The organism is Streptomyces sp. NPDC002619 (genome assembly GCF_042889305.1).
Classification (GTDB): domain Bacteria; phylum Actinomycetota; class Actinomycetes; order Streptomycetales; family Streptomycetaceae; genus Streptomyces.
On the sequence record NZ_JBIAQV010000001.1, the window covers coordinates 814,296 to 835,503 of the forward strand.

General features: G+C 70.0%; 22 protein-coding genes, 1 tRNA gene and 2 pseudogenes. 17 read left to right on the forward strand and 8 right to left on the reverse strand.

Annotated elements, in window-relative coordinates; genetic code table 11:
• The first annotated feature begins 281 nt into the window (after positions 1-281).
• Positions 282-355, forward strand: a tRNA-Met gene (locus tag ACFYXB_RS03970).
• A gap of 126 nt (positions 356-481) precedes the next feature.
• On the opposite strand, the gene ACFYXB_RS03975 is transcribed toward ACFYXB_RS03970, so the two are convergent.
• Positions 482-898 (reverse strand): Fur family transcriptional regulator, encoded by a 417-nt coding sequence (locus ACFYXB_RS03975; protein ID WP_389577364.1) that lies wholly within the window; start codon positions 896-898, stop codon positions 482-484.
• 143 nt (positions 899-1,041) lie between these two features.
• Here ACFYXB_RS03975 and ACFYXB_RS03980 point away from each other — a divergent pair, with 143 nt between their 5' ends.
• Complete coding sequence (locus ACFYXB_RS03980) at positions 1,042-2,493, forward strand: catalase (protein ID WP_389577366.1); 1,452 nt, start codon at positions 1,042-1,044, stop codon at positions 2,491-2,493.
• Positions 2,494-2,566: 73 nt separating this feature from the next.
• Here the strand turns inward: ACFYXB_RS03980 and ACFYXB_RS03985 are convergent, their stop codons facing one another.
• The gene (locus ACFYXB_RS03985) at positions 2,567-2,959 is read right to left on the reverse strand and encodes a cyclic nucleotide-binding/CBS domain-containing protein (protein WP_389577367.1); all 393 of its coding nucleotides are present in this window, start codon (positions 2,957-2,959) and stop codon (positions 2,567-2,569) included.
• A 336-nt stretch (positions 2,960-3,295) separates the two neighbouring features.
• Between ACFYXB_RS03985 and ACFYXB_RS03990 the strand changes: the two genes are divergently transcribed.
• Positions 3,296-3,625, forward strand: a complete 330-nt coding sequence (locus tag ACFYXB_RS03990; RefSeq protein WP_389577369.1) for a hypothetical protein — start codon at positions 3,296-3,298, stop codon at positions 3,623-3,625.
• 212 nt (positions 3,626-3,837) lie between these two features.
• On the opposite strand, the gene ACFYXB_RS03995 is transcribed toward ACFYXB_RS03990, so the two are convergent.
• On the reverse strand, positions 3,838-3,999 hold the full coding sequence (locus tag ACFYXB_RS03995; RefSeq protein ID WP_351343769.1) for a hypothetical protein: 162 nt from the start codon (positions 3,997-3,999) through the stop codon (positions 3,838-3,840).
• A gap of 138 nt (positions 4,000-4,137) precedes the next feature.
• Here ACFYXB_RS03995 and ACFYXB_RS04000 point away from each other — a divergent pair.
• The 4 genes and pseudogenes from ACFYXB_RS04000 to ACFYXB_RS04015 form a co-directional block, all read left to right on the forward strand.
• Positions 4,138-4,500: pseudogene (locus tag ACFYXB_RS04000) on the forward strand (patatin-like phospholipase family protein); the annotation flags it as partial.
• A 151-nt stretch (positions 4,501-4,651) separates the two neighbouring features.
• The gene (locus ACFYXB_RS04005) at positions 4,652-6,196 is read left to right on the forward strand and encodes an FMN-binding glutamate synthase family protein (protein WP_389577371.1); all 1,545 of its coding nucleotides are present in this window, start codon (positions 4,652-4,654) and stop codon (positions 6,194-6,196) included.
• A 121-nt stretch (positions 6,197-6,317) separates the two neighbouring features.
• Positions 6,318-6,998 (forward strand): annotated as a pseudogene (locus ACFYXB_RS04010) (alpha/beta hydrolase family protein); the annotation flags it as partial.
• Positions 6,999-7,613: 615 nt separating this feature from the next.
• A complete protein-coding gene (locus ACFYXB_RS04015) occupies positions 7,614-7,835 on the forward strand; it encodes an integrase (RefSeq protein WP_389577373.1) in 222 nt (73 codons plus the stop codon).
• Positions 7,836-7,872: 37 nt separating this feature from the next.
• Here the strand turns inward: ACFYXB_RS04015 and hisN are convergent, their stop codons facing one another.
• Positions 7,873-8,673 carry a histidinol-phosphatase gene (gene hisN, locus ACFYXB_RS04020; protein WP_389577375.1) on the reverse strand — a complete coding sequence of 267 codons (801 nt, stop codon included), beginning with the start codon at positions 8,671-8,673 and terminating at the stop codon, positions 7,873-7,875.
• Between the two features lie 265 nt (positions 8,674-8,938).
• Here hisN and ACFYXB_RS04025 point away from each other — a divergent pair, with 265 nt between their 5' ends.
• Entirely contained in the window at positions 8,939-9,139 is a 201-nt protein-coding gene (locus ACFYXB_RS04025; protein WP_389577377.1) for a GMC oxidoreductase, read from the forward strand.
• A 218-nt stretch (positions 9,140-9,357) separates the two neighbouring features.
• Positions 9,358-9,966, forward strand: coding sequence for a TetR/AcrR family transcriptional regulator (locus ACFYXB_RS04030; RefSeq protein ID WP_389577379.1), 609 nt, complete (start codon positions 9,358-9,360; stop codon positions 9,964-9,966).
• 29 nt (positions 9,967-9,995) lie between these two features.
• On the opposite strand, the gene ACFYXB_RS04035 is transcribed toward ACFYXB_RS04030, so the two are convergent.
• The 4 genes from ACFYXB_RS04035 to ACFYXB_RS04050 all read right to left on the reverse strand — a co-directional run bounded on the left by ACFYXB_RS04035 (position 9,996) and on the right by ACFYXB_RS04050 (position 13,621).
• On the reverse strand, positions 9,996-10,319 hold the full coding sequence (locus ACFYXB_RS04035; protein ID WP_389577381.1) for a DMT family transporter: 324 nt from the start codon (positions 10,317-10,319) through the stop codon (positions 9,996-9,998).
• A 76-nt stretch (positions 10,320-10,395) separates the two neighbouring features.
• On the reverse strand, positions 10,396-11,406 hold the full coding sequence (rsgA, locus tag ACFYXB_RS04040; RefSeq protein WP_389577382.1) for a ribosome small subunit-dependent GTPase A: 1,011 nt from the start codon (positions 11,404-11,406) through the stop codon (positions 10,396-10,398).
• An 18-nt stretch (positions 11,407-11,424) separates the two neighbouring features.
• On the reverse strand, positions 11,425-12,741 hold the full coding sequence (gene aroA, locus ACFYXB_RS04045; RefSeq protein WP_389577384.1) for a 3-phosphoshikimate 1-carboxyvinyltransferase: 1,317 nt from the start codon (positions 12,739-12,741) through the stop codon (positions 11,425-11,427).
• 160 nt (positions 12,742-12,901) lie between these two features.
• Positions 12,902-13,621, reverse strand: a complete 720-nt coding sequence (locus ACFYXB_RS04050) for a M50 family metallopeptidase (RefSeq protein ID WP_389577386.1) — start codon at positions 13,619-13,621, stop codon at positions 12,902-12,904.
• A gap of 104 nt (positions 13,622-13,725) precedes the next feature.
• Between ACFYXB_RS04050 and ACFYXB_RS04055 the strand changes: the two genes are divergently transcribed.
• The 8 genes from ACFYXB_RS04055 (at position 13,726) to def (ending at position 21,013) form a co-directional block, all read left to right on the forward strand.
• Positions 13,726-14,541, forward strand: coding sequence for an SOS response-associated peptidase (locus ACFYXB_RS04055; RefSeq protein WP_389577388.1), 816 nt, complete (start codon positions 13,726-13,728; stop codon positions 14,539-14,541).
• Between the two features lies 1 nt (position 14,542).
• Positions 14,543-15,172: an alpha/beta family hydrolase gene (locus ACFYXB_RS04060; RefSeq protein ID WP_389577390.1), complete on the forward strand. Its 630-nt coding sequence runs from the start codon at positions 14,543-14,545 to the stop codon at positions 15,170-15,172.
• A gap of 254 nt (positions 15,173-15,426) precedes the next feature.
• The gene (gene sigR, locus ACFYXB_RS04065) at positions 15,427-16,110 is read left to right on the forward strand and encodes an RNA polymerase sigma factor SigR (RefSeq protein ID WP_389577392.1); all 684 of its coding nucleotides are present in this window, start codon (positions 15,427-15,429) and stop codon (positions 16,108-16,110) included.
• Positions 16,107-16,409: a mycothiol system anti-sigma-R factor gene (rsrA, locus tag ACFYXB_RS04070; protein WP_351343730.1), complete on the forward strand. Its 303-nt coding sequence runs from the start codon at positions 16,107-16,109 to the stop codon at positions 16,407-16,409. Before sigR ends, rsrA begins: the two co-directional genes overlap by 4 nt.
• Before the next feature lie 121 nt (positions 16,410-16,530).
• Entirely contained in the window at positions 16,531-17,835 is a 1,305-nt protein-coding gene (locus ACFYXB_RS04075; RefSeq protein ID WP_389577394.1) for an HD-GYP domain-containing protein, read from the forward strand.
• 125 nt (positions 17,836-17,960) lie between these two features.
• On the forward strand, positions 17,961-19,193 hold the full coding sequence (locus tag ACFYXB_RS04080; RefSeq protein WP_389577396.1) for an HD-GYP domain-containing protein: 1,233 nt from the start codon (positions 17,961-17,963) through the stop codon (positions 19,191-19,193).
• Between the two features lie 111 nt (positions 19,194-19,304).
• Positions 19,305-20,285: a tetratricopeptide repeat protein gene (locus ACFYXB_RS04085; protein WP_389577459.1), complete on the forward strand. Its 981-nt coding sequence runs from the start codon at positions 19,305-19,307 to the stop codon at positions 20,283-20,285.
• A 77-nt stretch (positions 20,286-20,362) separates the two neighbouring features.
• Positions 20,363-21,013: a peptide deformylase gene (gene def / locus ACFYXB_RS04090; protein WP_389577398.1), complete on the forward strand. Its 651-nt coding sequence runs from the start codon at positions 20,363-20,365 to the stop codon at positions 21,011-21,013.
• The last annotated feature ends 195 nt before the right edge of the window (positions 21,014-21,208 follow it).

The window sequence follows — 21,208 nt, forward strand, 5'->3', positions numbered from 1 at the left end:
CCAGACCCTGGGCGTCCCCTGCGCCCCTGCGCCCCTGCGGGGCTCCGCCCCAGGACGCCGGTGGGGACTGCGTCCCCTGCGCCCCTGCGGGGCCTAGCCCCCACCCCGATGAGGGCTCCGCCCCTGCGGGGCTTCGCCCCAGCACCCCTGCGGGGCTCTGTGACTGCACCCCGGCGAGGGCTTCCCTGTGCCCGCGACGGAGTCGCCTGTGCCTCCGGCGGAGTCGTCGGATAACCGATTTGCTTCTGTCCTCGTCCTTCACGTAACGTTCAGTTCAACGACGCGGGGTGGAGCAGCTCGGTAGCTCGCTGGGCTCATAACCCAGAGGTCGCAGGTTCAAATCCTGTCCCCGCTACTGAAGGCCAGGGGCCGGAATCCAGGAATGGGTTCCGGCCCCTGGTGTTTTTCGTGTTGGTCCAGGTCGGGGCAGCACCAAGCCCCGGCGCCGTTTCGGTGCCGGGGCTTGGTGAAGAGTGGTGCGCTACGCGCTCGCGCAGTTTGGGCACAGGCCGCGGTACGTCACCTCGACGTCCGAGACCGTGAAGCCGAAGCGTTCCGAGTCGGGGAGGTCGGCCAGCGGGTTGCCGGTCGGGTGGACGTCCCGGATGGAGCCGCAGCGGGCGCAGACCAGGTGGTGGTGCGGCCGGTGCGCGTTCGGGTCGTACCGCTTGGCGCGCTTGTCGGTGGCGACCTCGAGAACCTCACCGAGGGAGACCAGCTCACCCAGCGTGTTGTAGACGGTCGCCCGGGAGATCTCGGGCAGCTTGCCGACGGCCCGTGCGTGGACCTCGTCGGCCGTCAGATGGACGTGCTCGCCGTCGAGTACCTCGGCCACGACGCGCCGCTGCGCGGTCATCCGCCATCCACGTCCGCGCAGCCGTTCCAGAAGGTCACTCATGCATTCAAGCCTAACAGCAGGAGGACCATTTTCTGAACAGGTGTGACTTTGGAGCTCTCCTTGACTTGGACTAAGTCCAATGTAGGATCGAGTTTGACTTGGCCAAGCGACAGGATTGCTCGAAAGCGACGCAGGAGGCGCACGTGACGCAGGAACCGCTCACCACGGAGGCCGGTGCTCCGGTGGCCGACAATCAGAACAGCGAGACCGCGGGCGCCGGCGGTCCTGTGCTCGTTCAGGACCAGCTCCTCCTGGAGAAGCTGGCGCACTTCAACCGCGAGCGCATCCCGGAGCGCGTCGTGCACGCCCGCGGCGCCGGCGCCTACGGCACCTTCACGGTCACCGCCGACGTCACGCCGTACACGCGCGCCAAATTCCTCTCCGAGATCGGCAAGCAGACCGAGACCTTCCTCAGGTTCTCCACCGTGGCGGGCAACCTCGGTGCCGCGGACGCCGTGCGCGACCCCCGCGGCTTCGCGCTGAAGTTCTACACCGAGGAGGGCAACTACGACCTCGTCGGCAACAACACCCCGGTGTTCTTCATCAAGGACGCCATCAAGTTCCCCGACTTCATCCACACCCAGAAGCGCGACCCGTACACGGGCAGCCAGGAAGCCGACAACGTCTGGGACTTCTGGGGGCTCTCGCCCGAGTCCACGCACCAGGTGACCTGGTTGTTCGGTGACCGCGGTATTCCGGCGTCGTACCGGCACATGAACGGGTACGGCTCGCACACCTACCAGTGGAACAACGAGGCCGGCGAGGTCTTCTGGGTCAAGTACCACTTCAAGACCGACCAGGGGATCAAGAACCTCACCCAGGAAGAGGCCAACAGGCTCGCCGGTGGGGACCCCGACTCCCACCAGCGCGATCTGCGCGAGGCCATCGAACGCGGTGACTTCCCGACGTGGACCGTGCAGGTGCAGATCATGCCGGCGGCGGACGCGGCGACGTACCGCTTCAACCCGTTCGACCTCACCAAGGTGTGGCCGCACGCGGACTACCCGCCCATCGAGATCGGCAAGCTGGAGCTCAACCGCAACCCGGAGAACATCTTCGCCGAGGTCGAGCAGAGCATTTTCAGCCCCGCTCACTTCGTGCCCGGCATCGGGCCCTCGCCCGACAAGATGCTCCAGGGGCGCCTGTTCGCGTACGGCGACGCGCACCGCTACCGCGTCGGCATCAACGCCGACCACCTCCCGGTGAACCGTCCGCACGCCACCGAGGCGCGCACCCACTCCCGTGACGGCTTCCTGTACGACGGCCGCCACAAGGGTGCGAAGAACTACGAGCCGAACAGTTTCGGCGGGCCGGTGCAGACGGATCTGCCGCTGTGGCAGGCCGCTACGGTCAGTGGTCGGACCGGTGAGCACGCCGCGCCCGCGCACGCCGAGGACAACGACTTCGTGCAGGCGGGCGACCTCTACCGGCTGATGTCCGAGGACGAGAAGGGCCGGCTGATCGACAACCTGGCCGGCTTCATCGCCAAGGTGTCGCGCGACGACATCGCCGAGCGCGCGATCGACAACTTCCGCAAGGCGGACGCCGACTTCGGCAAGCGGCTGGAGGCCGCGGTCCGGGCCCCGCGCGGCTGACACACTCCAGCGCTGGACCGTTTGTCGTGGCGGGTGGGCCGGGTCCCTCACGGGGCCCGGCCCACCGGCGTCCTCAGGCCGGCACCTGCTGACGTGCCGGGGCCCAGCAGCGGATGATGTCGCGGACCGAGACGATGCCGACGGGCTCACCGTGGTCCAGGACGATCAGATGCCGGAAGCCGCCGTGCGCCATCGCGCGGGCCGCCTCCTCCAGGGTCCAGGTCGGAGCGGCGAACACGACGTCGTTGGTGGTGTGGGCATGGGTGCGCTCCGTGTCAGGGTTCTGGCCCAGGCCCACGGAGTTGAGGATGTCGCGCTCGGTCAGAATGCCGATGCCGCCCGCGTCGGGGTCGAGGACGACGGCCGCGCCCACGCGGCGGGCGGACATCAGGGCGGCTGCTTGGCGGAGGGTATGTGCGGGGCCGATGGTGAGGACCACCGTGCTCATGGCGTCGCGGACGAGCATGGTCGGGTGCCACCTCCTACGCTTTCCTGAACTAGTGCAGTAATTCACAAGTTCACAAGTGAGGGTCCTTTCAGAGTGGCAGGTAAAGCAGAGGTCAACAAGAGGGCGCGTGAGTGCCTGAGGGTGCGCGCGGGTGTCCCGTACGGCTCCGTAGCGCTGGATCGCGCCGTTCGGTGACTCTGGACCGCGCCGCTCAGTAAAGCTGGATCGCGCCGCTCAATAGCGCTCGTACTGATCAGCCTTCTGGCTAACCAACGAGGCTGAAGAAGCCCACGGCTCTGACCAGTTCAGATGCCGTGGCCTTCTGTCGTTGTCGGTCGGCATCGAGGGGGATACATGGCACTGGGCCGCAAGGGATCACGGCGCATAGTCGTCGGCGGCACGATCTACCGCTGGCGGCTGCGACGCAGGCCCACCTACGGTCAGGCCCTCTGCTGGTCGCCATGTACTTGCGCCGTGGAGCATGCGGATCATCCTGGGGCGACTCTCGTGGTCATCACCAAGCACCCTCACGCTGGCAACTGGCTCGGACGCCCGGGCAACCCGGTACTTCCCTCCCATGTCGCCGACGCCATCGAGTCCGCCCTACGACAGGGTTGGGTTCCCGTTCGAACGGGCTCACCGTTCCACCTCGACCAGTCCGCCGGCTTCTCTCCCTCGCTTTGAGCTGGCCGGCGGGTGAGCACCGCTTTAGGGGCGAGGTGGGGGCCGCATCGTGACTGACCTGCAGAATCCTAGCCTTGGCGACAGTCGGCCTGAGCGCCCGTCAGACTCCCGGACTCCCCGTGGTTCCCGCTCCTTCTGGCACGGCTGTGGCACGAGCATCAATCGCCAGGGACGGCCCAGACAACGGCTCGTCAGCTGGCCCATCCGGCGGCCTACGAGCTGATCGGCAATTCCCGTGCTCGCTGGCGCGCTTGGGCCCGTAGCTCCTGCATTGAGGTGGCCTGGAAGCCGCCGTTGCGCAGGAAGCAGCGGTGGGCGGCCTCCAGGATGTGCCGGCGCCGGTCGACGAGGTACTGCTCCGTGACTTTTGGCATGAGACCATCGTGCAAAGAAAACGAATGTTCGTCTTGACGTGGGGTCGGCCACCGTCGCAGGATGGGATCCGCAAAACGGAATGGTCGTTCGAAGAGGAAGGAGGCGACATGGGTACCGTGCAAACCGGGGGGTCGGCGATGACTCCGTGCCAGGTTCCACGGGATGCCGGGGCGCCGGCCGCGCCCGCGACGGCTGAGCCGGCGCCGTCCGGCACCGTGGCGATCGTGCTGCAAGGCGGTGGCAGCCTGTGCGCATCGCAGGTCGGCGCCTTGAGGGCGCTCACCCAGGCGGGGATCAGACCCGACCTCGTAGTGGCGTCCTCGGCCGGCGCACTCAACGGCGCTGCCTTCGCTGCCGACCCGAGCATCGAGGGCATCGACCGGCTGGAAGCGCTGTGGCTGAGCCTTAATGACCTTGCCGACACGATCATCACCGTGTGTAGCCGGATCCGACGGGCATGGACAACTCACCGCTGGGACGAACGCCCGGACCGCCGACCCAGACCACATGCCTATCCGCGCGGCCTCTTGATTCCATTTCGCATTCTTCGACGGACGCCGACACCCGCTTGGTCGTGCCCACCGCCCACCGCCCAACACGACGACGTCCACCGCATGGCGATGGAGTCGAGCATCGAGGAGAGGAACGTTCATGCGCGCCCGGAGCATCGGCGCGGCCACCGCAACAGCATTGGCGCTGGTGGCCGCCCGCGACCTCATCCAGAAGAAGCACGCACTGCTCCGGAACTTCCCGGTGATCGGGCACGCCCGGTACCTGTTGGAGATGATCGGGCCGGAGCTGCGGCAGTACGTCGTCACTTCCAACGAGGAGGAGCGCCCGTTCAGTCGTGACCAGCGCACCTGGATCTATGCGTCGGCGAAGGAGGAGAACAACTACTTCGGGTTCGGAACCGACGTCGACGTCGAGCACGTGCAGGGGCACGCATACGTGAAGCAGCGCACGTTCGCCGACATGCTGCCCGACGCGCAGGACCCGCAGGCCCCGCTGCCCTCAGCCAAGGTGCTGGGCGGGCCGCGAGGGCGCGCCAAGGCGTTCCGACCGGCGAGCGTGGTGAACATCTCGGCGATGAGCTTCGGATCGCTCTCCGGCGCGGCGATCACGGCGCTCAACAAAGGGGCGGCGCTGGCGGGCACGATGCAGAATACGGGCGAGGGCGGCCTCTCGCCGTACCACGGCAACGGCGCCGACCTCGTCTTTCAGATCGGTACGGCGTACTTCGGCTGCCGCAACGAGGACGGCAGCTTCAACCTCGACAAGCTCAAGGATGTGGTCGCCGGCGCCCCGGTCAAGGCGATAGAGATCAAGCTCTCCCAGGGCGCCAAGCCAGGGCTGGGCGGGATGCTGCCGGGCGCGAAGGTGACCCCGGAGATTGCCGAAATCCGCGGGATTCCGACCGGCAAGGACTGCGCCTCCCCGTCGCGGCACACCGCGTTCAGCGACGTCGACTCGATGCTCGACTTCGTCGAGCTGCTCGCCACCGAGACCGGTCTGCCGGTCGGGGTTAAGAGCGCGGTGGGAGAGATGGACTTCTGGCAGGAGCTGGCCACGCTGATGGCGCGTGGTGACCGTGGTGTCGACTTCGTGACCATCGACGGCGGCGAGGGCGGCACCGGGGCGGCGCCGCTGATCTTCACCGACTCGGTGTCGCTGCCGTTCCGGATGGGCTTCTCCCGGGTCTACGCCACCTTCGCCGAGCTGGGGCTGACCGACGACCTGACCTTCATCGGCTCCGGCAAGCTCGGCCTGCCCGAGAACGCCGCGGTCGCCTTCGCTCTGGGTGCCGACATGATCAACGTGGCCCGTGAGGCGATGCTGTCGATCGGCTGCATCCAGTCGCAGAAGTGCCACACCGACAGGTGCCCCACCGGCGTCGCCACCCAGAAGCCGTGGCTGGCCCGCGGCCTCGACCCGACCTCGAAGGCCACCCGGGCCGCTGTCTACCTGCGCACCCTGCGCAAGGAGCTGATGAAGGTCTCGGCGGCCGTCGGCGTCGCCCACCCGGCACTCATCACAGCTACCGACATCGAGATCATGCACGGCGACTACGACGCCCGCGCCCTGGCCGGCGTCTACGGCTACAAGGACGGCTGGGGCGAGCTCGGCCCGCATCTCGCCGATGAGATCACTGCACTGCTCGCCACCAAGCCGACCTCCGTCCAGAAGCCGGCCGTCTGACGCGCCGACAGCGACAAGCGCCGCGCTCCCTGCTCTCCTGCTCGGAGCACGCGCGTGGCACCAGCAGGTGTCGCCCTCACCTCCAATACCCCACGAACAGTCCATGCCGGGTGATCACAACATGACTGAAGAAGTGAGATTCAAGAGCATCGTCGGCCCCGAACTGGCCGGAGCGATCGACCTGCCAGACGGCGAGATCCGAGGCTGGGGAATCTTCGTCCACGGATTCACACTCGGCAAGAACTCGCCGGCCGCCTCGCGCGTCAGCAAGCAGCTGGCACGCGAGGGGATCGGAATGCTGCGCTACGACAACCTCGGGATCGGAGACTCCGACGGCGACTGGGGGGACGGTTCCTTCACCATCAAGGTCCAGGACACCGTCCGTGCAGCAACTCTGATGGCGGAGCGAGGGACTCCAGCAGACCTGCTGGTGGGGCACTCGTGGGGAGGCACCGCCGCCATCGCTGCAGCGGCCGAGGCAACCGGCGTCCGCGCGGTCGCCACGATCGGCGCACCTGTCGACCCCAGCCACGTCGAGAAACAGTACGACGCGGTCATGGATCGCGTTCTCAGTGAAGGGTCGCACGAGTGGTTCGTCGGCGGGAGGACCCTGGTACTCAAGCGTGCTTTCGTCGACAACGTCCACCATGCTCGCCTGCGCGACCGGATACGAGAGTTGCACCTGCCACTACTCGTCCTGCATTCGCCTACCGACAGCACCGTCGACATCGCCAACGCCGGGGAGATCTTCCGCGAGGCACGACACCCGCGAAGCTTCGTCGCGCTCGAAGGAGCAGACCATCTCCTGACCGTACGAGGACAAGCGCAACGAACCGCCCACATCATCAGCGCCTGGGCCGACCAGTACATCCAGGAGTCACGGCCCGGAGGAAAGACATCTCAGGTGATTGAGGGGCCGCGCGGACAGGCGTGTGGTCAGGGGCGGCGGTTCGGGCGTTCGTCCCAGCGGTGAGTCGTCCATGCCCGCCGAATCAGGCTACGCACGGTGATGACGTGAGGTCGGCGTAGCGACTTTGGCCCGGCAGGTGCGGCATGCGACAGGGGGAGGTGCTCGGCTCGGCCGTGGATGACGTGGACTTCGCCGAAGGAGTCGTTCACATCGTCCGGCAGGTCAAGCTCATCGCCGGACGACAGGTGTTCGCGCTGCCCAAGGGCGGTAAGGCCCGTACCGTCCCGTTGCCTGAAGAGCGTTGCGCGGTCGCTGGAGGCCCACATCGCTCGGCATGCAGCGACGGCTGTGTCTCTGCCGTGGCGGTCGGTCGACGGCTCTCCGGTGGTCGCTTCCCCGCTCTTCGCCAACATTGAGGGGTGTGCGGTCAAACGCGTCGTGTTCAACCGCGTGGCGTGGTGGCCCGCTCTCGACACTGTGGGTATCACGCGGGGCCGGGAGAACGGGATGCACGCCCTGAGGCACTTCTACGCGTCTGTGCTGCTGGACGCGGGGGAGAGCATCAAGGCTCTGTCGGAGTACGTCGGGCACCACGATCCCGGCTTCACTCTGCGGACGTACACGCACCTGGTGCCCAGCAGCGAGAAGCGCACGCGGGAGGCGGTGAACCGGGCCTTCGATGGCGGCCCGGACACCGATGACGGCCCCACGACGGCCCAGGGGGACTGACGAGGGTGGAAACCCGCAGATCAAGCCGCAAGCTGCGTCAGTAGCGTTCGTTGAGATATCCCAGCAGCTCGTCGTGGAGCGGGCCGTTGGACGCCGCCGCGTTGCCGCTGTGCGGGCCCGGGCGGCCGTCGAGGCCGGTGAAGGTGCCGCCGGCCTCCGTGACGATGATCGCGTTGGCGGCCATGTCCCACAGGGACAGCTCCGGCTCCGCGCACAGATCCACCGAGCCCTCGGCGACCATCATGTACGGCCAGAAGTCGCCGTACGCGCGCGTGCGCCAGACCTCGCGGGTGAGATCCAGGAAGCCGTTCAGCCGGCCCTGCTCCTCCCAGCCGGAGAGCGAGGAGTAGGCGAAGGAGGCGTCCGTGAGGCGGGAGACCTGGGAGACGTGCATGCGGGTGGCGGAGGTCAGGCTGCGGCCCGTGAACGCGCCGTGACCCTTCGCCGCCCACCAGCGGCGGCCGAGGGCGGGGGCGGAGGCGAGGCCGACGACGGGCTGGTAGCCGCCCTCGCCCGCCTCCATCAGGGAGATCAGCGTGGCCCAGACGGGGACGCCCCGTACGTAGTTCTTCGTGCCGTCGATCGGGTCGATCACCCAGCGGCGGGGGCCGGTGCCCTCGATGCCGTACTCCTCGCCGAGGATCGCGTCGCGGGGCCTGGCGCGCTGGAGTTGGCCGCGGATGAGCTCCTCGGCGGCCTTGTCCGCCTCACTCACGGGGGTCATGTCCGGCTTGGTCTCGACCTTGAGGTCGAGGGCCTTGAAGCGGGCCATGGTGGCGGCGTCGGCCGCGTCCGCGAGGACGTGCGCGAGGCGGAGGTCGTCGAGGTAGTCGGGCATGTGATGAACCGTATCCGGCGGGGGTGAGGTGGGGCTACACGGGGCTGGGATGCCGAGCGGGGACCTGGCCGCCGTCCATGCGGATGCGCCCGATGCCGAACCTCGGAGCGGTCGAGGTCGAGGTCGAGGGCGGTGTCGCGAATGCGCTGGGCGTCCAGGGCGTGGGCGAGGTCCGACAGGTCGGTGCCGCCGCGATCGCCAACGCCGTCCACCACACGACCGGACGCCGGATGACGCGACTCTACGGGCCCACGCCGAGGCTGCGATGGAGTCCTCCTACCACCCGGTGGGCACCTGCCGGATGGGAAGCGACGGCATGTCCGTCGTGGACTCCGATCTGCGAGTGCACGGATTCAGTGGGCTGTGGATCGCCGACGGATCCGTGATGCCCTCGATCGTGTCCGGCAACACCAATGCCACGGTCTACGCCATCGCCGAACGCGCAGCGGATCTGATCGGCCGCTGATCGCGGACGTGCACCGCGTGCCGACCCGCCGCGATCCGGCCTGCCGTGCCGCGGTGTGTCCCGGCGCGCGGCGCCGACCCGGACCCTGGTGGCCGGGAACTCGTGATCGTCGGAAACTCCTGGTGGCCGGAAAGGGTCGCTTCGGGGGTTCCCAGACCCTTGACAGTGGTGACGGGCGCGTCAAATCTGGGCGCAGAGCCGCTCGCCCCAGGGAGGCGATGATGCCTGCTGCCCGGGAATCCCTTCTGGACGCCGCCTATACGGCGCTCACGCGCCGGCCGTGGTCCGCCGTGCGGATGGTGGACGTGGCCGCGGCGGCCGGGGTGTCCCGGCAGACCCTCTACAACGAGTTCGGCAGCAAGGAAGGGCTCGCGCGGGCCCTCGTGCGCAGGGAGGCCGACGGCTACCTCGCCGGCGTCGAGCGGGCCCTGACCGGGTACATCGACCCCCGTGACCGGCTGGCCGCCACCGCCGAGTGGACCGCCTCAGCCGCCCGGGAGAACGCGCTGGTCCGGGCCATGCTCACCGGCTTCTGGAGCGAGGGGCTGCCGTCGCCGACGCTCTCGGCCGTACCGTCCTCCTCCGCCGTACCGGCGCAGCGCCGGGCCGACGGCCCCCTGCCGTCGCCCGGCGACTTCGTGCAGATCGTGCGGGACCGGGCCGTCGCCGTCCTCTCCCTGCCCGGCGCCACCCGGTACGACGGCTCCGAACTGGCCCGCTCCTGCGAGCTCGTCGTACGGCTCGCCCTGTCCTGCGTGGCCGCTCCGCCGCCGGAGGGCGGGGTCGCCGAACTGGTGCGGGGCGCCCTCGGCCGGCAATCGGTGTGAGCGGCTGCTTCTTCAGCCGGCCCACCTTCTCAGTGGGCCGAGCCCGACAGCTGGAGACCGATCACGCCGATGATGACCAGGCTGATCGAGACGAGCTTCAGGGTCGACACCAGGTCGCCGAGGAAGATCATGCCGTAGATCGCGGTGCCCGCGGCGCCGATGCCGGTCCACACCGCGTAGGCGGGGCCGACGTCGAGCTTCTTCAGGGACAGGGTGAGCAGGCCGAAGCTTCCGAGGGCGAACGCGCAGAACGCGACGGTCGGCCAGAGCCGGGTGAAGCCGTGGGACAGCTTGAGGCACACCGCGAAACCGGTCTCGAGCAGTCCGGCCACGATGACCAGCAGCCACGCCATGTGGTGTCCTCCCGTACGTGCGGCTCGGTGCGATTATGCACTTGCCATGCTGCTGCTCACGCAAACACCGCTGAGGTCAGTCGCCTTCCTTCCGATCGCGCGTGCGCAGCAGCCGACGCAGGGAGTACAGCCGCGCCGGGTCCGCGTGGCCCTCGGCCACCCACTCGTCCAGTGCGCAGTCCGGCTCGTCGTGACTGCACCCGCGCGGGCAGTTGACCGTGCCGGGTTCCAGGTCGGGGAAGGCGTTGATGACCCGGAACGGGTCGATGTGCGCGAGGCCGAAGGACCGTACCCCCGGGGTGTCGATCACCCAGCCCCCGTCGTCGCTCAGCGGCAGCGCCAGCGCGGAGGTGGTCGTGTGCCGACCGCGGCCCGTCACCGCGTTCACATGCCCCGTGATACGGCGCCTGTCCTGCGGGACCAGCGCGTTGACCAGCGTCGTCTTGCCGACGCCGGAGTGGCCCACGAAGGCGGTGACCTTGCCGTCCAGCTGTTCCCTGACCCGCTCCGCCGCGTCTCCGTTCTCCAACTCCTCGCGGCTGGTGACGACGTACGGGATGTCCAGGTCGCCGTACAGCTCCAGGAGCTTGTCCGGCGGGGCCAGGTCCGACTTGGTCATGACCAGGAGGGGCTCGAGGCCGCCGTCGTACGCCGCGACCAGGCAGCGGTCGATCAGCCGGGGGCGGGGCTCCGGGTCGGCGAGGGCGGTGACGATGGCGAGCTGGTCGGCGTTCGCGACGACCACGCGCTCGAACGGATCGTCGTCGTCGGCGGTACGGCGCAGGACCGACGCCCGCTCCTCGATACGGACGATGCGCGCGAGCGAGTCCTTCGTGCCGGACAGGTCGCCGACCAGGGCGACCCGGTCGCCCACGACCGCCGCCTTGCGGCCGAGTTCTCGGGCCTTCATCGCCATGACGGTTCGGCCGTCGACGAGGCAGGTCAGACGGCCCCGGTCGACGGTGAGGACCATGCCCTCGGCGGCGTCGTCGTGCTTGGGCCGGATATGCGTACGCGGTCGGTTGCCCTTGCGGTTCGGGCGGGTGCGGATGTCGTCCTCGTCGGTGTGCTTGCCGTAGCGGCGCATGGCGTGCTCCCCGGGGCCCTATGCCCCGAGCATCCCGGTCCACAGGTCGGGGAATTCGGGCAGCGTCTTCGCCGTCGTCGCCACGTTCTCGATCTGTACGCCCTCGACCGCGAGGCCGATGATCGCGCCGGCCGTCGCCATGCGGTGGTCCTCGTACGTGTGGAAGATCCCGCCGTGCAGCCGGCGAGGGCGGATGTGCAGGCCGTCGGCGGTCTCGGTGACGTCGCCGCCGAGCTCGTTGATCTCCTTGGTGAGCGCGGCGAGCCGGTCCGTCTCGTGCAGCCGCAGATGGGAGACGCCGCGCAGGGTCGAGGGGGAGTCCGCGAGGGCGGCGACCGCCGCGACGCCCGGAGTCAGCTCGCCGACGTCACCCAGGTCGACGTCGATGCCGTGGATCGCGCCGGAGCCGGTGAACTCCAGGCCGAACTCGGTCAGCGCGCAGGAACCGCCCATTTCGGTGAAGATCTCCCGCAGCCGGTCACCCGGCTGGGTCGTCCGCGCCGGCCAGTCCGGAACGATCACCTTGCCGCCGGTCACCAGGGCCGCCGCCAGGAACGGCTGGGCGTTCGACAGGTCCGGCTCGATGGTCAGGTCCCGGCCGAGCAGGGCGCCCGGCGTGACCCGCCAGACGTTCGGCTCGCCGCCCGACTCCGGGGTGTCCACCTGGGCGCCGACCGCGCGCAGCATGTCCACGGTCATCCGGATGTGCGGCACGGAGGGCAGCGAGGCACCGGTGTGGCGGACCTCGATGCCCTGGTTGAAGCGCGGTCCGGACAGGAGCAGGGCGCTCACGAACTGCGACGACGAGGACGCGTCGATCGACACCGGTCCGCCGTCCAGCGCACCGCCGCCGTGCACGGTCAGCGGCAGCGCGCCCCGGCCGTCGTCGTCGATCCGGGCGCCGAGTACGCGCAGGGCGTCGATCACACCGTTCAGGGGGCGCTCGTACGACCGCGGGTCTCCGTCGAAGCGGACGGGACCGTCGGCCAGCGCGGCGACCGGGGGGAGGAAGCGCATGACGGTGCCGGCGTTGCCGACATCGACCGTGGCGGGGCCGTGCAGGCCCGTGGGGAGCACGCGCCAGGCCTCACCGGAGCCGTCCGGACCCACCCCCTCCTCGATGTCGACGCCCATGGCGCGCAGGGCACCGGCCATCAGCAGGGTGTCGCGGGAGCGCAGGGGACGGCGCAGCCAGCCGGGTTCGGAGGCGAGGGCGGCGAGCACGAGGCCGCGGTTGGTGACGGACTTGGACCCGGGCACGTGGACCGTCGCGTCGACGGCTCCGCTCGCGTGCGGGGCGGGCCATAGGGCGATGTGTGCGTTGTTCGGGACCATGGCCCCACTTTAGTGGGCTGCCGTTGTCGGATGCGGGTGCGTGTTTTTCGGGCTGCGTTGTCGGGTGCGGCGCCGTAGGGGCTGGTCGCGCCCACGCGGCGGAGCCGCAGATCGACACAGCCCCGCGCCCCTGAGGACGTCGCCCCTTCGAGGCATGTCCTCATCCCTCCAGCAGCCAGCGGCCCCCGCCTATCAGTGAGCACAGCGACACCGCGTGGAACAGGAACAGCCACAACCCCGCCGGTGCGTGCGTGAGGCGCGACAGCTGGTCCGCGTCCGAGTCGCCCGCTCCGCCCCTCCTGCGCTTGGCCTGGAGTTCGAAGGCCGGGCGGACTCCGCCCAGCAGCAGGAACCACACCACCGCGTACGCGAACGCCGCTTGGACCTGCGGGCCGGTGAGCCAGGACACCAGGAGGAAGGTGCCGCCGGTGACGACGACGGTCAGGGCGCCGTACGCGTTGCGGATCATCACCAGCATGGCGACCAGGAGGGCCGTGGCCAGCCACAGCAGGAGCGTGATGTGGCCCGCGGCCAGCAGCGCGGCGGCGCCGAGGCCCAGGAGCGGGGGAGCGGTGTAGCCGGCGGCGGCCGTCAGGATCATGCCGACGCCGTGCGGCTTGCCGCGGCTCACCGTGAGGCCGCTGGTGTCGGAGTGCAGGCGAATCCCGGTCAGTTGGCGGCCGGTGAGCAGGGCCACCAGACCGTGGCCGCCCTCGTGCGCGATGGTGATGGCGTTGCGCGAGAGACGCCACGGGGCGTGCGGGACGACCACGGCGAGGGCCGCGGCCAGGGTGGCGAGGACCACCCACAGGTTGGGGTCGGGCTGGGTGCCCCACAGCCGGTCCCAGAGGTCGGGCAGCGCGGTGACGGCGGAGTCCATGTTCGGTGGTCGCTCCCTCTCCTGGATTCAATAGGGGTCGGCGCGCAGCGCCGTCGTTGGGGGGTGGTGGCCGGGCGACGGGTGGGCCTGGCAGTCTGGCACGTATGTGCGGACGGTATGCGGCGAGTCGTGGGCCCGAGGATCTCGCAGGAATCTTTGAGGTCGAGAAGTGGGAGCCCGAGGAGACCCTGGAGCCCGACTACAACGTGGCTCCGACGAAGGAGGTCTACGCCGTCCTGGACCGTGCCGTGAAGGACGCGGACGACCCGCGGCCGGTTCGCCAGCTGCGCAAACTGAAGTGGGGGCTCGTGCCGTCATGGGCCAAGTCGCCCGAGGGCGGTGCCCGGATGATCAACGCACGCGCCGAGACCGTGCACGAGAAGCCGTCGTACCGCCGTGCCTTCGCCGCCCGGCGCTGCATCCTGCCCGCCGACGGCTACTACGAGTGGGTCACCGGCAAGCAGGAGCGGGATCTGGAGGAGGAGGGCAAGAAGAAGCGGCCGCGCAAGCAGCCGTACTTCGTGCTGCCCGCCGACGGGTCGGTGTTCGCGATGGCCGGGCTGTACGAGTTCTGGCGCGACAAGACCCTGCCCGACGACCACCCGCAGGCCTGGTGGGTCACCTGCTCGGTGATCACGACCGAGGCGGAGACGACACCCCTCGCCGTCTCGCCCGCCGAGGGACCGCACACCCTCGCCGAGATCCACCCCCGGATGCCGCTGATGCTCACCCCGGACCGCTGGGACGCCTGGCTGGACCCGGCCCGGACCGACCCCGACGACCTGCGCGCGCTGCTGGCCCCGCCGCCGCCCGGCCTGATGCGCGCGTACGCCGTCTCCGCGGCCGTCAGCAATGTCCGCAACAACAGCCCGGAGCTGCTCAAGGAGCTGGCGGGGCCCGAAGAGGGCACACTCTTCTGATGTGACGACAGAGATCATCGCCACGGACGCCGGAGACGCCCGCGTCACCTGGCACAGGGCGAAGAAGCCCAGGCTCCTGCTGGCCGTGAGTCATGGCGCCGGCGGCGGGATCGAGACACGGGACCTCCAGGCGCTCGCGGGGGTGCTGCCCGGGCACGGGGTGAGCGTCGGCCTTGTCGAGCAGCCGTGGCGGGTGGCCGGGAAGAAGGTCGCGCCCGCGCCGAAGACGCTCGACGTGGGGTGGCGCGGGGTCTGGCCCGTGCTGGCCGGGAGCGGACTGCCCGTGATCTCCGGTGGGCGCAGCGCGGGCGCCCGCGTGGCCTGCCGTACGGCCACCGAGCTGGGCGCACACGCCGTACTCACCCTCAGCTTCCCCCTGCATCCGCCGGGCAGGCCCGAGAAGTCGCGCGCCGACGAGCTGCTCGGCGCCGGTGTGCCCACACTCGTGGTGCAGGGCGGGAACGATCCCTTCGGCAAGCCGGCGGAGTTCCCAGAGGGGGACTACGAGCTGATCGAGGTGCCGTACGGCGATCACGGGTTCGCCGTGCCGAAACGGGCGGAGATCGGACAGGACCGGGCGCTGGAGATCGTCACCGAGGGCGTCGTGCAGTGGGTCTCGTCACTCGGGTAACGGCCGGGAATGCGGGCGGTGGCCGCACTGTTGTTCCGCACACAAGTGCTGAAGCTCCAGCACCGACGTCGTCGGAAGGAAGTCGCCGCATGGGTTCGACCGCATGCCCGAGCCGCAGTAGCAGCGCTGACCTGGAGTGGACGGTGCTGCACGCGGCCAAGACCGCTCCCATTCGAGGGGCGGCAGGCACGGGTCGTGTTCTATCCTCCGAAACGAGTGGGATCGGTTTCGGTCCTGCCCGGGATCTTGAGGAGGTGGGTCCGGTCACTGGGACCGACGCAGGGACCGACAACGGCCAGGCGGAGCAGCCCGAGGGCCAGGGCGCCGGCGCTGAGTCCAACACGGAGCGCAGCGCGCGCTTCGAGCGGGACGCGCTCGAATTCCTCGACCAGATGTATTCGGCCGCGCTGCGTATGACGCGCAATCCGGCCGACGCCGAGGATCTGGTGCAGGAGACGTATGCGAAGGCGTACGCGTCCTTCCACCAGTTCCGTGAGGGCACCAACCTCAAGGCGTGGCTGTACCGGATTCTGACGAACACCTTCATCAACTCGTACCGCAAGAAGCAGCGCGAACCGCAGCGCAGCGCGGCCGAGGAGATCGAGGACTGGCAGCTGGCGCGTGCCGAGTCGCACATGTCGACCGGTCTGCGCTCCGCCGAGTCGCAGGCGCTGGACCACCTGCCCGACTCGGACGTGAAGGAAGCGCTGCAGGCGATCCCCGAGGAGTTCCGCATCGCCGTCTATCTCGCGGACGTAGAGGGCTTTGCGTACAAGGAGATCGCGGACATCATGGGGACACCCATCGGTACGGTGATGTCCCGGCTGCACCGGGGCCGCCGTCAACTGCGCGGCATGCTCGAGGACTACGCCCGAGAGCGCGGGCTCGTCCCGGCCGGCGTCGGAGAGTCGAACGAAGCGAAAGGCTCGGGCTCATGAGCTGCGGAGAGCCGCACGAGACGGACTGCAGTGAGGTACTCGATCATTTGTACGAGTTCCTCGACAGTGAGATGCCGGACGTCGATCGCGACAAGTTCCAGCACCACTTCGAAGAGTGCTCGCCGTGCCTGGAGAAGTACGGCCTCGAGCAGGCGGTGAAGAAGCTGGTCAAGCGGTGCTGCGGCCACGACGACGTACCGACGGATCTGCGTGCCAAGGTCATGGGGCGGATCGACCTGATCCGCTCCGGCCAGACGGTCCCCGAGCACGACGTGACGGCCACACCGCAGGAGTCCTGACCTCCTCGTTGTCCGCGGTCTTCACCCGAACGTGCTAATCCTGAGGACATAGCCCCCCGCGCCCCCCGACTGCCGTCCTAGGCTCCGGAGCCTGGAATGCCATGGTCGGGGGAGGGACGTCATGGAGGCGGTACCGGGGCGGGCCCGCGTGTACGTCGCCTGTGTCAGCCTTCTCGCGCTGCTCTGTCTGCTGCCGCTGCCCCACAGCCACGCCCCCTGGTGGGCGGTCGCTCTCCTCGCCGCGCTCTACGCGGTCTGCGAGCACGTCGTGCGGCGCCGCTTCGGGGGCACCTTCTACCCCGTGCTGCTCGCCGGCGCGTTTCTGCTGCCGCCGCCCGCCGCCGCCCTCGTACCCCTGCCGGGGATCCTGCTCGCCGGGCCCGCACAGCCGCCGCTGATCCGGCGGATCTGGCGGGCCGCCCAGTCGGCGCTGGCCGTGTGGGCCGCGGCGCGGGTGCACTGGGGGCTGGGCGGCCGGGACGCGGTCGTCGCCTCCGACTTCCCCTACGCCCTCGTGCCCGCCGGGGCCGCGGTGCTGGCGTTCTGCCTGGTGCTCGCCGTGCTCGACGGCGGAGTCCTTGTGCTCGCCGAGCGTGTGCCGACGGGGCGGGCGTGGCGCGGGCTGCTGCCGAGGTCCCTGGCCCCGATCGGGGCGCACGGGCTTGCCGGGCTGATGATGGCCGTGCTGTGGCGCAGCCCCTTCGGTCCGGTCGCCGCCCTGCTCGTGCTGCTGCCGATGTGTGTGTCCTGGTGGGTGTTCGCGCAGTACCACCGGGAGCGGGCGGCCCATCAGGCGACGATCCGCGCGCTGGTGCAGGCCGTCGACATCAAGGACGGCTACACGCGTGGGCACAGCGAACGCGTCGGACAGGCGTCCGTGATGATCGCCCGCGAGTTGGGCATGGACGACGAACGCGTCGAGGTGCTGCGGTTCGCCGGGATCCTGCACGACGTCGGCAAACTGGGCGTGCCTACGCGGCTGCTGCGCAAGGACGGACCGCTCACGCCCGAGGAGCGGCGCGTGATCGAGCTGCATCCCGAGTACGGCCACGAAATGGTGCGCGGCATCTCCTTCCTCGGCGAGGCCCGGGCGGCGATCCTGCACCACCACGAACGACTCGACGGCAGCGGGTATCCGTACGGCCTGGTGGGGACCCAGATCCCGGAATGCGCACGGGTGGTGGCCGTCGCCGACGCCTTCGACGCGATGACCTCCACGCGCTCCTACAGCAGAGCCAGACCCGTCCCGACGGCGCTGACGGAACTGGAGCGGTGCGCGGGCGCGCAGTTCGACCCCCGGATGGTCGGTGCCCTGGTCAATGCCCTGAAACGGCACGGCTGGCGCCCCGCCGTGACCGCCGACGAGACGGATCACGCGGCACGACCGGTGGGTCCGGTGCCCAGCAGACCCGGGGCCCGCGGATGACGGCGCGCCGTGCCGCGCGCCGGAGGAGAGGGAGAGCGCGGACGACTGCCTTCGGGGCGGGTCGGCGTCGGGCCGGTAGCGCGCGCTTGGGCCGCCTTCGACTCCTGCGGGCGGGGAGTGCGCCGGTGACCGCTCTCCACCTGGTGCACGGCTGTGCCGCGCTGCTCGCCCTCGGGTCCCTCGCCGTCACCCTCTGGACCGGGCTCGTCGAACCGGGCATCGCGTTCGCCTTCGGGGTTCTGATATCCGCCGGTGAGATCGCCCGTCGGCCCGGCGGCACCCAGGTCAAGGAGGCCGCACCGCTGGCCGCCGCCGCGGCGCTGTCGTACGCCCTGCTCGGCGAGAACGCCGGCCGGCCGATCCACCACTCAGTCGCCCAGGTCGTCACCGTCGTCCTCGTCGCCTCCCTGCTCGGCAGCGTCCCGCACATCTGGGACGGCCGGACCTCCACGCCCGACGACATGGCACGGCGTGTCCTCACCGTCGGCTTCGCCGCCGTCTGCTTCCAACCCCTCCACAACGAGGGCGTGTTCGAGACGTGGAGCGGCCCCGCCTACGCCCTCATGCTCCTCGCGCTCCTCGTCCTCACCGCCCTGTGCGACGCCGTGCTCGCCGCGGCGCTGGCGCACTCCCGCACCGGGTGGCCGTTCGGCCCGCTGCTGCGCGACGAGCTGCGCGCGCTGATCGGAATCGGGACCGCGGTGTGCGCGACCGGCGCCGTGATGGCGCTCGCGGTCGCCGTCGTCGGACTGTGGGCGCTGCCCGTGTTCTGTCTGCCGCTGCTGCTCACCCAGCTCTCGCTGCGCCGGTACGCCGCCGTGCGCGCCACCTACCGGCAGACCATCGCCTCCCTCGCCCGGGCCACCGAGGTCGCCGGCTACACCCCGGCCGGGCACGCCCGCCGTGTCGCCGCCCTCAGCCAGGCCGTCGGCCGCGACCTCGGGCTGTCCGGGCCCGAACTGACCGTGCTGGAGTACGCCGCCCTGATGCACGACATCGGCCAGCTGAGCCTGGTCGACCCGGTGCCGGCCGGCGCCACGGCCGTACTGCCACTGGGCGAACAGCGCCGTATCGCGCTGCTCGGCGGCGCCGTCGTACGGCAGACCGGGGTGGACGCCGCGGTCGCCGTGGTCGTGGAGCGGCTGGCCGACCCCTACCCGGAGCAGCCGCTGGCCGCGCGGATCGTCCGGGCCGTGAACGCCTACGAGGAGAAGGCGCGCGACGCCGGGCCTGGCGGACCGCTCAAGGCCCTGGAGGAGCTGCGGCTGGGGGCGGCCGGGGACTACGCGCCCGAGGTCGTCGAGTCGCTCGCCCGGGTCCTGTCGTGGGGCGGCCTTAGCCTGCCCCTGGCTGGGTAACCCATGGGTAATGAGCGGCCTTCCCACCGTACGTGGTTGGATGCGAGGGAGAGGGTGTCCGGGGGCACAAGCCAGCCCACTGAGCGGAACTGGAACTGGCAGGCGGGAATCGTGAGGATCTTCGGCAAGGGACGGCACCGGCCCTCCGCCTCCTGGCGGCAGGCCACCGACCGGGCGTTCACGCTCATCGGCGACGGCCGGTACGAGGACGCCGGCGAGCTGCTGACACGCGCCGCCGACCTGGAGCCCTGGCTGTCGGAGTCCTGGTTCAACCTCGCGCTGCTGCACAAGTTCCGGCACGACTGGGAGCAGGCCCGCGCGGCCGGACTGCGCGCCGTCGCGCTGCTCGACCGGGAGGCCGGGGCGCCCGACTGGTGGAACGTCGGCATCGCCGCCACCGCACTGCAGGACTGGCCGCTGGCCCGTCGTGCCTGGCAGGCCTACGGGCTGCGGGTGCCGGGCGGCGCCACCGCCGCCGGGGAGCCGACCGGCATGGAGCTGGGCAGCGCGGCCGTACGCATGTCACCGGAGGGCGAGGCCGAGGTCGTGTGGGGCCGGCGGCTCGATCCCGCGCGGATCGAGGTGCTGTCCATTCCGCTTCCCTCGTCCGGGCGACGCTGGGGCGAGGTCGTGCTGCACGACGGGGTGCCCCACGGTGAGCGGACCACCGCCGCCGGGCACGCCTACCCCGTCTTCGACGAGATCGAGCTGTGGGCGCCCTCGCCCGTCCCCACCTGGGTGGTCCTCCTGGAGGCCGCCACCGAGGCCGACCGTGACGCGCTGGAGCAGCTCGCGGCCGACGCCGGCTTCGCCGCCGAGGACTGGTCGTCGTCGGTGCGGCTGCTGTGCCGTATGTGCTCCGAGTCGCGCATGCCGTCCGACGAGGGCGACGGCGTGCACCTCGACCCGCACGACCACAGCGAGCCGGGCCACCCCGGGCCGCTCGGTCACCGCACCGACGGGCAGCTGTGGGTGCCGGAGCGGGAGTGTGGCGTTGCCGCGCCCGCCTCGCTGGTGCGGGGACTGCTGGACGGGTGGGTCGCGGACAGCCCTGATTCCCGGGACTGGCGGGATCTGGAAGAGGTCTGCTGAGCCGTCTCCCCGCAGGTACCCCGACTAGGCTGTACCCGCAGATTTTTCCAAGACTTGCAGGAAGGCATACGTCGGTCATGGCGCAGCAGGACACCGATCAGCAGCACGCGGGCGTGCTTCCCGTGGACGACGAAGGCTTCGTCATCGACATCGTGGACACGGACGAGCGCGAGCTCGCCTGGCGCGAGCGGGGCACCTCGCGGCCGATCACGGTCGTCGGCAACCCGGTGCTGCACAAGGAGTGCAAGGACGTCACCGAGTTCGGCGCGGAGCTCGAGCAGCTGATCGCGGACATGTTCGCCAGCCAGCGCACCGCCGAGGGCGTGGGCCTGGCCGCCAATCAGATCGGCGTCGACCTGAAGGTCTTCGTCTACGACTGTCAGGACGACGAGGGCACCAGGCACGTCGGCGTGGTCTGCAACCCCAGGCTGGTCGAACTGCCCGCCGACAAGCGTCACCTGGACGAGAGCAACGAGGGCTGCCTGTCCGTGCCGACGGCCTACGCGCCGCTCGCCCGCCCCGACTACGCCGAGGTCACCGGGCAGGACGAGAAGGGCAACCCGATCAAGGTGCGCGGCACCGGCTACTTCGCCCGGTGTTTGCAGCACGAGACCGACCACCTGTACGGCTACCTCTACATCGACCGGCTCTCCAAGCGCGAACGCAAGGACGCGCTGCGGCAGATGACCGAGAACGAGCCGCGCTACCCCGTGGTCCCCAACGACTGAGGCACGACTGAGACGAACGAAACACGTGTGACGCCTGGTCAGGATCCTTCCGACCAGGCGTCGTTCGTATGTCCATGGCACGTTCGATCCCCAATGCGCCTCTAGCCTCGGGCTTTCATGAGGGGTTCCGTCCGGCAGGTGGTCGAGAAAGCAGAAAGTGCCCCTGAGCTGCAACGATAGGACTTGCTGAGGGTC